Here is a 13960-nt window from a genome sequence, read left to right as displayed (position 1 = left end):
CCAGATGTCTGCGATGATCCGAGAGCCCATATGGAGGAGTGAAAGTGGCACAGCGTGATTCGAATCTGCGGGAGCTTCTGGCCCGCCACACGGAGGCGTGGAACCGGCACGACCTGGAAACCCTGATGAGCCTCTTCTCCGAGGACTGCGTGTTCGAGGCATCGGGAGGTGATGAGGTGTGTGGCAAGCGGTACGAGGGTTCCAGGGAGGTGAAGGAGGCGTTTGCCGAGGCTCTCGAATCGATGCCGGACGCCCAGTGGGGCAACGGACGCCATCACAGCCTGGCTTTCGGCTACGGGGTGTCCGAGTGGACCCTCACCGGCACCCTGCCCGACGGGCGACACGTCGAGGTCAACGGCTGCGACTTCCTGACCGTGCGTGACGGAAAGATCATCAGCAAGAACTCCTATCGCAAACACCGACCACCAACCCAGGTCTAGGCGAATCGCTCGAACGGGGTTTCGAACCCGGGTTAGCCTGCGGGCGATGGGCGTGATCGATTGGCTGCTCGAGGGCGACCCCGCGATCCGCTGGCAGGTGCTACGCGGTCTCATTGCTGCCTCGCCCGGCGAGGCCTCGCCCAGCGAGGTCGCCGCCGAGCGAGCGCGCCTGGAGCACGAGGGCTGGGGCGCCCGTCTACTGGCGCTCGAGGGCGCCGACGGGTTGTGGGACGGCGGCGCCTGCTTCCCGGCGGGCTACCGGGGCGGCGAACCGGGCCAGCCGTGGACGGCGACGATGCACACACTGCAGACCTTGCAGATCCTCGGATTGGACCCGGCGAGCGAGGCAGCGCGTCGGGCGATCCCGCTCATCGCCGAGCACGGGCGCTGGGAGCACGCCGGGCAGCGCTACTTCGACGGCGAGGTCGAGCCGTGCATCAACGGTCGGACCATCGAGACCGGCGCCTACTTCGGGGTGGACGTCGCCGCCATCGTCGAGCGGGTCCTGGGCGAGCGGCTCGCCGACGGTGGCTGGAACTGCGAGGCCGAGAACGGGTCGGTGCGCTCCTCGTTCGACACGACGATCAACGTGCTCGACGGGCTGCTCGAGTTCGAGCGCGCCACCGGGGGTTCCGCCGCGGTCCGCCAGGCCCGCCGCGGCGGGGAGGAGTATCTGCTCGAGCGCGATCTGTTCCGTCGCAGGAGCACGGGCGAGGTCGCCGATCCGGCGTATCTCGACTTCGCCTTCCCCTACTACTGGCACTATGACGTGCTGCGGGCGCTCGACTACTTCCGTCACTCGGGAGCGGACCCCGATCCACGCATGGCCGAAGCCGTCGAGGTCGTGCGGTCCAAGCGGCAGCCCGACGGCCGGTGGCTGCTCGACCGCATCCATCAGGGTCGCGTCCACTTCGACCTCGAAGCCGTCGTCGGAGAACCCAGCCGCTGGAACACCCTCCGAGCGCTCCGAGTTCTCGATTGGTGGGACGGCGCCGCCTGACGCGTCGCTTTCCGTCGCGTTGATCCTCCCGATCTTGTTGATCGAGTGCGGGGAAGATGGATGCCGGGGGGTCACCCCATTGAGAAGGCTTCCAGGGTCATCGCGATGTTGTGCAGAATGTTGCGACCGAGTGCCTCTTTGCGTGAGCCGGGAGGATCGGGCGGTGTTCGGCCGAGCCAGTTGATGATGCGGGCCAGCAGACGCAACGAGGCATGGCCGATCTCTTGGCTGGCGTCCGACATGGGTCTGTGGATACCGCGGCGGGCGAGCTCCTCCACGTAGGTGAGCAGCGCCTCTGATCCGTAGGAGCGGTGCTGCTCAGCCGTCAGGCATTCGACCATGAATCGAGCAAGATCGGTTGCCGGAGGTCCTACGGCGGCTCCTTGCCAGTCGATCACGAACGGCTCACCCGACGGCGCGAAGAGCACGTTGTCGAGGTGCCAGTCGCGATGGATCAACGTAATCGGGCCCATCCGCAGCTTCTGGTACGCCAAAGCCAGCCGATTCGGAAGATCCTCGAGGAGTTCACGCATCGACCAGGGAAGCGACCCACCATGACGATTGAGAAACGGGCCGAGCCGGTCTTCCCGTATACCCGGCCCGGAGGCCATTGTGTCATCACCGAGCTCTGCTAGTGCTGACGTCGCCGCATCGTCGGCACCCCACCACGCCGCATGCAGGCGCGCCAGCATCCTCGCCAGGGTGATCGCCTCCGCTCGGGTGCACCCGGCCAGAACGTCGCCCTGCCGCAAGTCGGCCAGATACTCGAGCACGACGACCCCTCGGTCGGCCTCGTGATCGACGGCTCCTGCCACGAAGTCGGGTAATCGAAGGGGCGTGTCGGCGGCGCAGCGCTCGAAAAACATGATCTCCCGTGCCGTGGGATCGTAGGAAGCGAACTTGATTGCCACCTGTCGCCGTGGTGCATCGATTGGGCATAGATCGACCTTGAATGTCGATCCGCTGAGACCGAACTCCTCTCCAATCTGCTCTATCGTGAACGACTGCAGCGGACCAAAGATGCGCGAGAGCCACTGGGTTGTGACCTCATCACGACCAGCCGGGACAGAAAGCCAGTCCATGGACAGGCACTCTATGCGCCGGCACATGGTCGGGCTGACCAGCCGCATCCGTATGGGACATCACCGCCACCCTCGCCGCGGCCGACCCGGCAGACAGGGCCAAGGTCTAACGCCGAGATGGGGATCGACATCACCCACCACCAAGACGGCCAGGTCGTCGTCGAATCCCGGCCGCGCGTAGTTGAGTCGAGTATCGGAGAACCGGGCGGCTCGGCAGGGCAACGCGTGGCGACTGCACCGCCTGACACGTGCCACGAGGCCGTGACGGCGAGCGCCGAACTGAGGCCATCTGGGACTTCGGGCTCGGTTCATGTGGGTCGTGTAACGTTGGAGTACCTCAGGAAAGGGGACGCAATGAGAAAGCTGGGGAGACTTTCCGTCGTGGTGACGGTTGCTGCCTTGTCGTTGATAGTGGCTCCTGCCGCGCTGGGAGATGCGCATCTCCCGACTTGCCCGGGTGTTGATCTCGAGGATCCCATGTTCGAGGGAGGCAACTTCATTCTCGGCACTGACGGCAAGGACGTCCTGTTCGGCACAGAGGGCTTCGACGTCATCATCGCCGGCGATGGCGACGACATCATTCGGGCTCTGGGTGGTGATGATCTGATGGCTGGCTGTGGGGGTGACGACGTCATCGACGGGGGTGACGGCGACGACGGAATCCTCGGCGACGACCTCGCGTTCTTCGGCGACCCCAACGCCGAGGGTGGCAATGATCGGATCCACGGCGGTGCTGGCGACGACGAGATTCTTGCCGGACCCGGCGACGACATCGTTCATGGCGATTCGGGGAACGACTTCCTGGCTCTAGCCCAAGGCGATGACCAGGGTTATGGGGGAAGTGGAGACGACGAAATCATTGGTGGGCTCGGCGACGACTCCATATTCGGACAAGCAGGCGCCGATTCGCTATTTGGTGGATCCCACTCCGACCACATCAACGGCGGTCCCGGAGACGACTTCATCGGTGGTGATGTTCCAACGTTCTTCCCACCGCCTCCAGGTGTGCCACTGCCTCCGGGTGATGACGTATGTCAGGGAGCCGCGGGGTACGACGCGTCCCTCGGGTGCGAAACCAACCTGGCCGTGGAGGACATTCTCTAGATAACGACTGCTTCGCAGGATGGAGGGCGGGACCTGGACAAGGGATCCGGGTCCCGCCCGTCGTTGAACAACCCTCACGGTGCGTATCGCTCGGGGCGAGAAGTGATCTGTATGGCTCAAGGGCCAGAACCGACCAGGATGGTCCGTCTTCACTGATCATGATGGCGTTCTGATCGCTGACCACCTATGGGCGACGGGCAACAGCGGCGCCGCATCACGTGAAAGTTGAGGACGTCTGGTTTCGGAGATGCGATGCGGTTGTGGACCACACGGGCGCCGGGCGTTGGTCACATCGTTCTCGGCGGTGTGACGAGGCCGAGCCGCACTCACCCAAGCCAACTCCGCGACGCATCACTAGGGTCGGCGCATGCACCTCGGGCTCATCAATCAGCTCCATGGCCGGCCGGATGGCGCCACACCCGTACCTTCCTGGAATTCGATCAGCGAGCGTGCGGTCGCGGCGGAAGCAGCTGGGTTCGACATGTTCGTGTTTGAAGATGCGCTGCTCTACCGGGGTGAGGCGGCCACGGATGGAGTGTGGGAATCGGTAGTCATCGCGGCCGCGGTGGCGGCGACGACAAGTCGTATCAATCTGGGACAGTCAGTCGTCAATTCCCCATACCGCCCTCCGGCGATGACAGCGAAGATTGCCGAGACGATCGATGAGGTATCTGGGGGGCGGTTCGTCCTCGGCATCGGAGCGGGGAACACGCCAGACTCAGACTACGAGGCCTTCGGGATCCCGACCGACAAGCGGTTCTCGCGGTTCGCTGAGGCAATCCAGATCATCCACGGCCTTCTCAAGAACGGAGAGTTCGATTTCGAAGGCCAGTTCTACTCGGTCAAGCAGGCCGAGTTGGTGTTGCGGGGTCCTCGGCGGACCGGTCCACCGATCAACATCGCCGCAGGCGGCCCGAAGATGCTGCAGCTGGTCGCGAGATACGGCGACGCATGGAACTGGTGGGGCTGGGACGAGACACTCGAACAGATCAAGGCTCGGCTGAGGCCCATCATCGACCTCTTGGAACAGGCTTGTGAGGCGGAGGAACGAGACCCCTCCACGCTCGTTCGGACCTTCGATCTGTACACGGTTGTGCCCGAAGCGTTCAGCAACCGGATCGGCATCGCCGAAGGACTCCAAGTTGAACAGCCAGTGACGGGCACGTCCGCAGAGATTGCTGAGTACATCCTCTCTTTGGGCGATCTCGGCCTTGAAGAAGTCCGGTGCGACGTATGGCCCAAGGAGACAGCAGCGGTGGAAGCCATGGCACCTGTCGTGGAGATCGTCCACACTGGTTGAACCGACCCCGTTCGTCAGCGCGGGATGTGATGCCATGAAGCGCGGGAGCCTCCCCGCTCTTGCGTCCCGGGCAGGGAACTCGGGGTGTCATCACGACGAGTGAGGAGGCTCTCGATGACACGTGACGAGGGTGTGGATCTGCATCGGCGTCTTTCGGGTGATCGTGGTGCTCGATGCCGACGGCACCACCCGGGTTCATCACGCCGGCGTGGACTGCCGGAGCGATGATCTCCACGGCGGAGGAGCTCGTGCGATTCCTCGATGCCGTGTTCGGCAGTGCGCTCCTCAGCGAAGACTCACTCGTTGCGATGCTGGAGGGGTCGAGCGGCGGGGGCTCGTACGGGCTCGGCATCTACCGCAACGGCACTGCCTGGGGACACGACGGCGGCATAGCCGGATTCCTGTCCGCCCTGTTCCATGACACCGGCACCGGCGTGACCGTGGCCGTGCTCACCAACCGCTTCGGTCCGGATGCGCCCCAGGCAGATTTCCTGGCCCAACGACTGCTGTCGCTCGCCAACCATCTCTAGGTGGCGCACCCGTCGGTCGGCGATCCGGCGTAGCTACGGTCGGACGCCGTCGCTCGATCGTGCCGTTCAGGCGACCGCGGCTTTGACGAGCGCCACGAGCTTCTTCTCGACGGCCGGGGTCCACTTGACGATCGCCCACGAGACCGGCCACATCGGGGGGTCGTCGAGTGCGGCCGCATCGTTGAATCCCAATGTCGCGTAGCGGGCATCGAACTTGGAAGCGCCCTGAAAGAAGCAGACGACCTTGCCGTCCGCGTTGGCGTAGGCGGGCATGCCGTACCAGGTCTTGGACAGAAGCTCCGGCGCGTTCGCGGTGACCAGGGCGTGGATACGCTCGGCAAGAGCCCGGTCGGCATCCGGCATCTCGGCGATCGCCTCGAGCACGGCGCGCTCGTTGTCGGCCTTCTTCTGGCCGCTGCGGCCCTGCGCCTTCAGCTCCTGGGCGCGCTCCCTCATGGCGGCACGCTCCGCCTCCGAGAAACCCGAACCGGACTTCTTCGCTGTGCTCATCTCTTGACCTTCCTATTCGATCCGCAACGGGTCATGCCTACGGCGAGGTGGGCGATCGCGCCGCGGAAGACCCGGTGAGGAGCCAGGTGGACATGGGGCCCTTGCCCTTGACGTCGATGGTGCCGCGCGACTCGAAGCGGTAGCCGTTGCCGGCGAGGAGCTGGTGGGTGGCGGGACCGACCTGGATCTCGCCGGGGAGCCCGCCCGACTCCATCCGCGACGCGGTGTTGACCGTGTCGCCCCACAGGTCATAGGCGAACTTGTGCGTCCCGATGATCCCCGCTACCACCGGCCCCGAGTTGATGCCGATCCGCAACTCGAGCCAGTGCCCGTCGAAATCGTGGCTTGCCATGTAGTCACGGATCCGCAGCGCCAGCTCGGCGATCGCTTCGGCATGGTCGGGGCGCGGCACCGGGACGCCGGCGGCGACCATGTACTCGTCGCCGACGGTCTTGATCTTCTCCAAACCGAGCTCTGCGACGAACCCGTCGAACGTGGTGAACACCCGATTGAGGAGTCCGACGAGTTGCGCCGGGGTCATGGTGGCCGACATCGGGGTGAACCCGACCACGTCGGCGAACAGCACGGAGGCTTGCGGGAAGTCGTCGGCGATCATCGACGGGTCGGTCTTCAACCGAGCGGCGATCTCGCCGGGCAGGATGTTGCGCAACAAGTCATCCGACTCCTGCTGAAACCGATCCCCTGCCGCACGAAATATGCCATACCGGCGTAGACGAAGATCGCGGCGCCGCCGCGCGATGCCGCAACGTCGACGGCCGAAGCCGGCTCCAGGTCGTAGATCGGGTCGATCCACTCCGGGAGCACGACCGCGAGGACCAGCGAGACGAGAAAGGCGACGAACCACCAGAAACCCGCCCGTCTGCTGAGAGCTATCAGGGCCCCGACAGGAGCCAGCACGGTCCACGCCATGAAGAGCTCCGCCTCGAGGACGCCGCCGCGCATGACGGTCGGCACGAGATTCTCGACGATGATCGCGCCCAGGAGAACGTTCACGATCCCCCTGTACCACAGGGGCTCGAGTCGGAGCGCGAGCAATCCGGCGGCAGGCGGGAGCGCCGCCAGAATGTCGACGAGACCGGCCGCAGGGAGGCCTTCAGTGATCGTCAGGGCGCCGAGCAGCAGCCGGAGAGGGATGCCGAAGACCATGTAGCCGACCACGATCCGGCGCCGCCCGGCCTGCGCAGCCGTCTCGCCCGGGTAGGCGCCCATGGCCATGAGCGCTCGCCACATCCTTTGCATCGGGAGAGGCTACTTCCGGCCGTTCATTGCGGCGGTTCGATCAGCTGTCATCGATCCACGGGGACCAAGCCCGGCCGCGTGCAACCCGTGACCACGCGAGTGGCGGCCTTGGTGACGTCGTTCACCGTGTCACGTCATGCAAGGCCGAGGGCCACCATCAGCGCCCGATCCAGCTCGTTCAGCTTGCGGGAGTCGAGCATCCCCCGCCGCCGCGACAGAACCCGCTTCGGCAGCGTGAACACGTTGTCGCAGTTCGCTGCGCTGGGCCGGCTGAGACCCTCACCGGCTCCGAGCGCGACTTCGGCCACATGGCCGTGAAACGTGCTGGTCACCAACACGCACACAACGGAGGACAGAACCGGGATGGCCGAGTCACGCGTCACCACCACGACGGGATGCCGGCCCACACCCGGGATGTCGGCATCCCACACCTCGCCGCGAGAGATCAACGCCCGCTGTCGGCGAGGCATGCGGCCAGCGAGAACGAAGCAAGCTTCTCCATGAGGTCATCGTGGGCCGGGTCGGGATCTGCGTATCGACGCCGGTACGACTCGACGATGGCATCCTCCCCATGCCGGGTGAGCCATTCGGCGACGGCGCGAGCCACTACTGCACCCCGGCTTGGTGCAACGCCGGCGTCCACGGCGCGGTCCAGCGCCTCGACAACGGACTCGTCCAAACGGGCAGTGACGGGGATGCTCATGTCCGAACTCTACCAGAACGTGTACGAAACGTACACGCCTCAACTCTGGGCGGAGGATCCGGCCCAAAGCCGCCACAAACGGGCTCTACGCGATGAATTGTGGGGCGTGGTGAGTCCCGGGGGCTGATCGGGGAATCCATTGACGCGGGAATGGGTCCCGTCATTCTGCGGATTGGAGGTCTGCAGAAGGAGAGACGCTTGCCGATGACTCCGGGTTGGGCCCCTACGGCGTCTGCCAGGTGTTGGGCTCGTCGTGGACCGCTCAGCTCGACGCACTCAATCAGGCCAGCATCCCGAATGCCGCACTTCCCGCGAAGCGGCACTTCATCATCACATTCCACGAACAAGCAACCGCCCGATACCGCAGCCGATCTCGGGCGGTGACAGACATGGGCGGAACCGTTACGGAACCGTTGATCTGGGGCGGGCTCCAAATTTGACGCCACCGGCTCGAAGGAGAGGACGAGTGGAGATCCTTTCCACCACACGCTGACGTGCCGGTTATGCGTTGTCTGGGGAATCACGTCCCTCCCCTGCTGCCGCGTCGTCTGCGACTAGCCTCATGACAGCGACAGTCAGGACACCTCGATGCAGAGAGCGATGATTGTGACGCTCGTTTTCTTACTCTGTGCTTGCGCTTCCGCTGATGATCAAGGGAGCGCCGAGATTGTGGGTACGTGGGTGGGATCCAGCCCGGGTCAGCCAGGCGAGGTGACCTTTGTGCCAGCCGCCGACGGATCCTTCACCTGGAGTGTCTTTGACCTCGAAGGAACGTGGGAGGGTGACGCGACAAGTCTGAGACTCACCTTTTCGGACGACAGTCCCTTCTGCCCCGCCGGGAATCTCATCTGGGACTATCAGATCGAGGGGTCGACGTTGACAGCCGACGTTATAGGTGGTGACTGCCCAGATGCTTCCGTGGAAGTGGGCCCCCCATCTCCCGACTGGACCTTCGAACGGCAAGGCTGATCGGAGTCACGACGTTCCCGCTGGACGCCCGAGGGTCCGCGGACTTGATGACAACGGGTGGCCAGTTCAACGGAGATCCTGCCGGCCGACCTACCCGCCATTTGCCACGCTCTCTCGCCCACGACGGCGCTGCTGGTCGACGAGACGCACATCACCAAGTCAGGCGCTGGAACCTCGCACCGCGCACCCATCCGGGATCGGCACATTGAGTGCGTCAGGAACAGGTGACCGGACCCCGGTTGTTGGTCCACTGGTTATGAGAGTTCTTCTGGGTGGTTGGTCCGCCATTGCCGGGTGTACTCGGTTGGGGTGAGCATCCCGAGGGCGGAGTGGGGACTGAACTCTGGCCGGGTTTGACGATCAGCGACGCCCGTTCTAGTTCGTCCTCAATGGTCTGGATTAGAGAGGTGTGTCCCGTCCTGCCCGGTGAGCCCAGCGAGTCGTCTATGAAGAAGCCATGCGGAGGGCGAAGAAGACCAGCGTCCTTCCTGGCGCCCCTAGTCCAGTCCCGTCTCGGCGAGCCAATCGATAACGGCGTCGCGATAGGCGGCCGGCTTCTCGATCTGGACGAAATGGCCGCAGTCGGGAATGACCAACAACCGGCCGGCCGGGGCCGACTCGTAGAATCTGGCCTGGATCGGTGGAACTGCCCAGTCGTGTTCACCCACGACCGCCAGGAGCGGCATGGCAAGACTGTCAAGAGTCGAGCGAAGGTCCAGGCTCGGCCACTCCTTCTCGTAGAACCACATCATTGGATCCATGTTGATCTCGATCGGACCCATCGCCGCGACGGCGTGTTCGAGCAAATCGTCGGTGGGGTCGGAGAAGTAGAGGGGCAAACCACGTCGGAACGAACCAGCTGGGTCGGAAGGGTCGGGGTTGAACTCTGCTTGCACAGCATCCTCGTACCACGGCTCTGCGGCGTGGCGTTCCATAGCGGTGTTCATGTCGGCTCGGATCTGCCCACCTTCGGCGGCGTCGACGTCGGTCCCCACCACCGGGGGAGCCACGAGCAGACAACCCAGCGTTGTTTCGGGATATTGCGCAGCAAATGTTGTCGCCACCGTGCCGCTGTACGAGTGGCCAAAAACCAGGGCTTCGTCCAAACCGAGCGCGGACATGACATTCCGGTAGAACGCCGCATGGGCGCCGATGCTGTAGTCACTCGACGGAGTGGACGCACCGGTCCCCGGCGGGTCGATCAGATACCACGTCAGTCGGTCGAGCAGCGGCTCCGCAAACGAATGGACGTACCCGGCCGACACGCCGGGACCACCCGGCATTCCGATGGTAGGAGGGCCCTCGCCAACAGCCCTATAGCTGACCTCCGACCCATCGCCGAGCCTCAGCTGCTCCATACCGGCCCCTTAGTCGACTCCGTTCGCGGTTCCGGCTGCCCAGGCCCATATGACCGAGGATGTCGGCGTCGCTCACACGTGAGCCTGATCCACACAGCACCTCGGCCTCCGTTGCGTCGAGACCGCCCATCACTATATCCCGGCACGCGCCCCCGGGACCCTCCCCTGCTTCGATGAAGCCGACGACGGTGGCCGCGGCCCGGAGATCGCCACTCGCCGCCATGAGGCGACAGGAGGTCGCCGCCAGACGGGGTGCGGAGCGGGGCGGATCGGCTCCGATCGGCGGGCGGCGAAGACGAGGTGAGCGAGGGCCTTGTCGACCTGGTCGCGGCCCAGTTGGTGGTCGATCATGTCGTTCGAGGCGTTGACTGCACAGGGGATGTCACCTATCTCGGCCAGGATAGAAGCACGTCTGGTCACGGCGCTGCCGCCTGCTTCGCCGCCGTCCCGGTCTTTGGTGGCGGCACCCCCAGTAGAGGAGGCCATGCCCGAGGGCTTGGTGGAAGTCGAGGTCGTCGAGAATCCGCACCGCCTCCTCGAGCATCCGCTCGACGTCATGGCGGCATCGCGTGTGCCGCAGTGAACTGGTCGCCCATCGACTTGGCCCGTTCAGCCAGGGAGCGGCTGCCGCTGGATCTGTAGCGCCTCCCGCTACATGTCAGTGGCCGAGGGTGATCGAAAACCCGTTCCCGTCGGGATCGGCCAGCCCAACGCCGTCGCCTCGGTCGCCCAGAACCGTCGCACCCAGGGCGACCAGTCGTTCGGCCTCGACTGCGGGTTCCGGTGCAGCGAGATCGAATTCCTGCCGGTTTCTCCCGTTCTCGCGGGTTACGTGCCAACTGTCCCATGAGATCTTCGTGCCGCCCCGTCGGGACTGGATGGCGATCTGCTTGCCCTGGTTCCACACGAGCGGCCACTCGAGTGCGTCGCGCCAGAACAGACCGACCTCCCGTGTGCCGTCGCACGTGAACTCGCCGAGAAGGCCACAGCCAGCGAGGTAGCCGTTGCCTGGTTCGATCACGCAAAACTCGTTGCTGCCAGGATCGGCCAGAAAGATGGAGTCGCGACCCATTGGCAGCGGCTTCGTGCCGAAGCGGCGGCCCCCAAGTCTCAACACCGTTTCCACCTTGCGCCGTTGGTCCTCGGCGGTGGAACTGGTTAGGTGGAGGTGCAGGCGGTTCCGCCCAGACGTCTCCGTAGTGGCCGCGACGAACCGAAGCCCGATCTGAGTGTCGGTACCGGGCAACAGCACTCCGTTGGCTTCCTCGACGATCTCTCGACCGAGCATCCCGGCCCAGAACAGGCCCAAGGCTTCCGGGTCGAGAGCGTCGTAACTCACCGCGACGATTCGCAAGGACACTTCGGCATCGTAAACATGCCCGGAACAAGCGAGATCGGCCATGATTCCACGCCTGGCAGCAGGACGCGCCCGAATTCGGTACCTATCGGCGAACGCTGCGGCCGAAGCCGTATGAGAAGATCCTGGGTGTCGGAGAAGCGTTCGGGTCGCGGACCACCCCTAACCCATCCAGACGTCTCGCAACATTCGATCCACGTGAGCTAGCCCTTCCGAACCGGTGAGTCCATCGCGCGGCTTGCTCGCCGCGTCGCGCCCGGCGTTGAGCGTGACCATGAACCCGCCATCCGTATGCCGGTCGAGATGTGCGCCAACGCCAGCATCGCGTCGCCGTCCTGCGGAACCTAGGGTCCTACGGCTCTCGGACCCGTCACGCAAGCCGCCCGAGAAGTGCCGATCGGGTGCACTCGCTGAAATGCTCGTTACTGCTCGGGATCGGTTTGTATGGCGCTCCGGCTGGGGTTATCGGGCGGCGCAGTGGCAGCTCACGGACGCGTTCACGGGAGTCTCCAAAACGGTCCCGAGAGTTCGAGTCGATCGAGGATCGCCTGGTTCTGCTCGCGAGTGTGAGGACGCCAATCGGGCGAGAGGCGATCGTCCCACCAGGCGTGGGCCAACTCGCTCAACTTCAACACGGGGATGGTCGCTCCTGGGGCGCGAGCACCAAGCCATTGGGCAATGTGCTCTTCCGACCGGAAGAGATTCATGTTGCTTCAAGTGAAGACGATGTCTTCCCACCAAGAGCTAGCCGGGACCAGGCAATGGAAGCGCATCGTCTCATCGCTGGGTCGCTGGCGTCGGATCGCTACCGTTAGCAGCTCGCCGCAATCCGGGCAGGACGTCTCGATGTCACCGTCGGTGTGCAGAGCAGCGCAGATCCCGAACGCATCCCACGCGCAGTTCGCGTACCACCAGCGACCGCCGGCATGCACTCGATTCGCCGTGGGAACCGCCGAAAACGGATTCGCCATACGGAGCTCGCCTCCGTCATGCAAGACCAGTGCATGGTCATCGTGAAGACGGCGCCACGCCTCCTGGACAAGTTCCGCAGTCGAACTCTCGGCTGCCGCAACCTCACCCGCTGTCGGGGCCCGGCCAAACTCCACAAAGAGGCGGTACGTGGCGTTGCGAAGCGAACGTTCACCTTCATCCACGCCGCGACGGTATCACGCTACCTTCAGCCTTCCTGATGACATCACCGGATCGAGGGAAGAAATATCTACGAAGCCGCCAAGGCCCGGCGCGAATTCAGAACCGGAAGTTCTGACCCGCACCCGAGGTGATGCCATGAAGAGCGAGAGCCTCCCCGCTCTGTGTCCCGAGGGTTGCTCGACCACCTGTACGCCACACTGCTGAAGAGCGGGCGGCGCGACGGCACCGACCTGGCGCCGAAGACGGTCCGCAACGTCCACGTCATGTTCCACCGGGCATTCCAGGATGCCGTCGAGCACGATCTGCTCCGGCGGAATCCGGCGACCCGGACCAAGCCACCCAGCGCCCGACGAGCACGCAAGCCCGCGGTTGCAACGACGCACCTGGAGCCGTGACCAGGTCGAGACCTTCCTCGGCCACGTCGCCGGCGATCGGCTGCGCGCCCTGCACACGGTCGTGCTCACCACCGGGATGCGACGCTCCGAGGTACTCGGGCTCTCCAGGGACCACGTCGATCTCGACGACGGTCATCTGGCCGTAGTGCAGGCACTGGTCGAGGTCGAGCACCGGCCGCAGCTCAAACCGTTCCCGAAGACCGACCACTCACGACGCCGCATCGCACTCGACGCGGTGACGACGCGCGAGCTTCGCACCCATCGCAAACGCCAACTCGAGGAACGGCTCGCGGCCAGAGACGGGTACGGCGACCGCGGTCTGGTCTTCGCACGGGAAGATGGAGCACCCATCCAACCGACCTCGCTCTCCCGTCGCTTCGCCCAGTTGGCGAACGCGGCCGGGCTGCCCGACCTGAGCCCGCGGCCCTTCCACGGTCTCCGTCACACTTACGCGACCCTCGCCCTGGAGGCCGGTGTGCCGGTCGAGGTGGTGTCCAAGCGTCTCGGACGTGCTTCCATCGCCATCACCGCAGATCTCTATCAGCACGTCACGAGGACCGTCGATCGGGATGCGGCAGAGGCGGTCGCCGGCCTCATCTTCGGCGGTTCCCAGAGGCTGCGGGCACCTGAGAGGATGTCGAGACCCGTCACCGGAACCCGCTGATCGCCGACAACCCTTACGAGCTTGGTGTCGGAGAAGCGTTCCGATCGCGGACTACACGGGCGGCAGCACTGGTCACTTCCTTCTCGATTGCTTGAAGCGATCGCTACCGGATGAAGACTTGCAATGGCTCAGGGCG

Annotated in this window: 14 protein-coding genes and 1 pseudogene; 7 read left to right on the top strand and 8 right to left on the bottom strand. The window is 64.8% G+C overall.

Translation table 11 applies throughout. The features are described 5' to 3' along the window. Positions 1–44: 44 nt before the first annotated feature. Entirely contained in the window at positions 45–440 is a 396-nt protein-coding gene (locus tag VGC47_12520; GenBank protein HEX9856129.1) for a nuclear transport factor 2 family protein, read from the top strand. Between the two features lie 46 nt (positions 441–486). Beyond that, complete coding sequence (locus VGC47_12515; protein ID HEX9856128.1) at positions 487–1440, top strand: hypothetical protein; 954 nt, start codon at positions 487–489, stop codon at positions 1438–1440. Positions 1441–1511: 71 nt separating this feature from the next. Here the strand turns inward: VGC47_12515 and VGC47_12510 are convergent, their stop codons facing one another. Further along, a complete protein-coding gene (locus VGC47_12510) occupies positions 1512–2522 on the bottom strand; it encodes an aminoglycoside phosphotransferase family protein (protein HEX9856127.1) in 1011 nt (336 codons plus the stop codon). A 327-nt stretch (positions 2523–2849) separates the two neighbouring features. On the opposite strand from VGC47_12510, the gene VGC47_12505 reads away from it, so the two are divergent. From VGC47_12505 to VGC47_12495, 3 genes are all read left to right on the top strand, one after another. After that, positions 2850–3626 carry a calcium-binding protein gene (locus VGC47_12505; protein ID HEX9856126.1) on the top strand — a complete coding sequence of 259 codons (777 nt, stop codon included), beginning with the start codon at positions 2850–2852 and terminating at the stop codon, positions 3624–3626. A gap of 367 nt (positions 3627–3993) precedes the next feature. Continuing rightward, a complete protein-coding gene (locus VGC47_12500; protein HEX9856125.1) occupies positions 3994–4926 on the top strand; it encodes an LLM class flavin-dependent oxidoreductase in 933 nt (310 codons plus the stop codon). A gap of 173 nt (positions 4927–5099) precedes the next feature. Then, positions 5100–5456, top strand: coding sequence for a serine hydrolase (locus tag VGC47_12495; GenBank protein ID HEX9856124.1), 357 nt, complete (start codon positions 5100–5102; stop codon positions 5454–5456). Between the two features lie 66 nt (positions 5457–5522). Here the strand turns inward: VGC47_12495 and VGC47_12490 are convergent, their stop codons facing one another. The 7 genes and pseudogenes from VGC47_12490 to VGC47_12460 form a co-directional block, all read right to left on the bottom strand. After that, positions 5523–5912, bottom strand: coding sequence for a DUF1801 domain-containing protein (locus VGC47_12490; protein ID HEX9856123.1), 390 nt, complete (start codon positions 5910–5912; stop codon positions 5523–5525). A gap of 91 nt (positions 5913–6003) precedes the next feature. Beyond that, positions 6004–6663: pseudogene (locus VGC47_12485) on the bottom strand (adenylate/guanylate cyclase domain-containing protein). Beyond that, positions 6597–7226, bottom strand: coding sequence for a hypothetical protein (locus tag VGC47_12480; GenBank protein ID HEX9856122.1), 630 nt, complete (start codon positions 7224–7226; stop codon positions 6597–6599). Before VGC47_12480 ends, VGC47_12485 begins: the two are co-directional and overlap by 67 nt. Positions 7227–7360: 134 nt before the next feature. Continuing rightward, positions 7361–7696, bottom strand: coding sequence for a type II toxin-antitoxin system PemK/MazF family toxin (locus tag VGC47_12475; protein HEX9856121.1), 336 nt, complete (start codon positions 7694–7696; stop codon positions 7361–7363). Then, entirely contained in the window at positions 7672–7929 is a 258-nt protein-coding gene (locus VGC47_12470; GenBank protein HEX9856120.1) for a ribbon-helix-helix protein, CopG family, read from the bottom strand. Before VGC47_12470 ends, VGC47_12475 begins: the two co-directional genes overlap by 25 nt. Before the next feature lie 1466 nt (positions 7930–9395). Further along, positions 9396–10256, bottom strand: a complete 861-nt coding sequence (locus VGC47_12465; protein HEX9856119.1) for an alpha/beta hydrolase — start codon at positions 10254–10256, stop codon at positions 9396–9398. A gap of 658 nt (positions 10257–10914) precedes the next feature. Then, entirely contained in the window at positions 10915–11658 is a 744-nt protein-coding gene (locus VGC47_12460) for a VOC family protein (GenBank protein ID HEX9856118.1), read from the bottom strand. 1268 nt (positions 11659–12926) lie between these two features. Here VGC47_12460 and VGC47_12455 point away from each other — a divergent pair. Further along, the gene (locus VGC47_12455; GenBank protein HEX9856117.1) at positions 12927–13160 is read left to right on the top strand and encodes a hypothetical protein; all 234 of its coding nucleotides are present in this window, start codon (positions 12927–12929) and stop codon (positions 13158–13160) included. Further along, on the top strand, positions 13135–13824 hold the full coding sequence (locus tag VGC47_12450) for a site-specific integrase (protein HEX9856116.1): 690 nt from the start codon (positions 13135–13137) through the stop codon (positions 13822–13824). Before VGC47_12455 ends, VGC47_12450 begins: the two co-directional genes overlap by 26 nt. The last annotated feature ends 136 nt before the right edge of the window (positions 13825–13960 follow it).

It is taken from the genome of Acidimicrobiia bacterium (assembly GCA_036396535.1).
GTDB lineage: Bacteria > Actinomycetota > Acidimicrobiia > Spongiisociales > UBA5794 > DASWKR01.
Note: the sequence above shows the minus strand (reverse complement) of the source record. Positions and strands in the feature narration are given on the sequence as shown.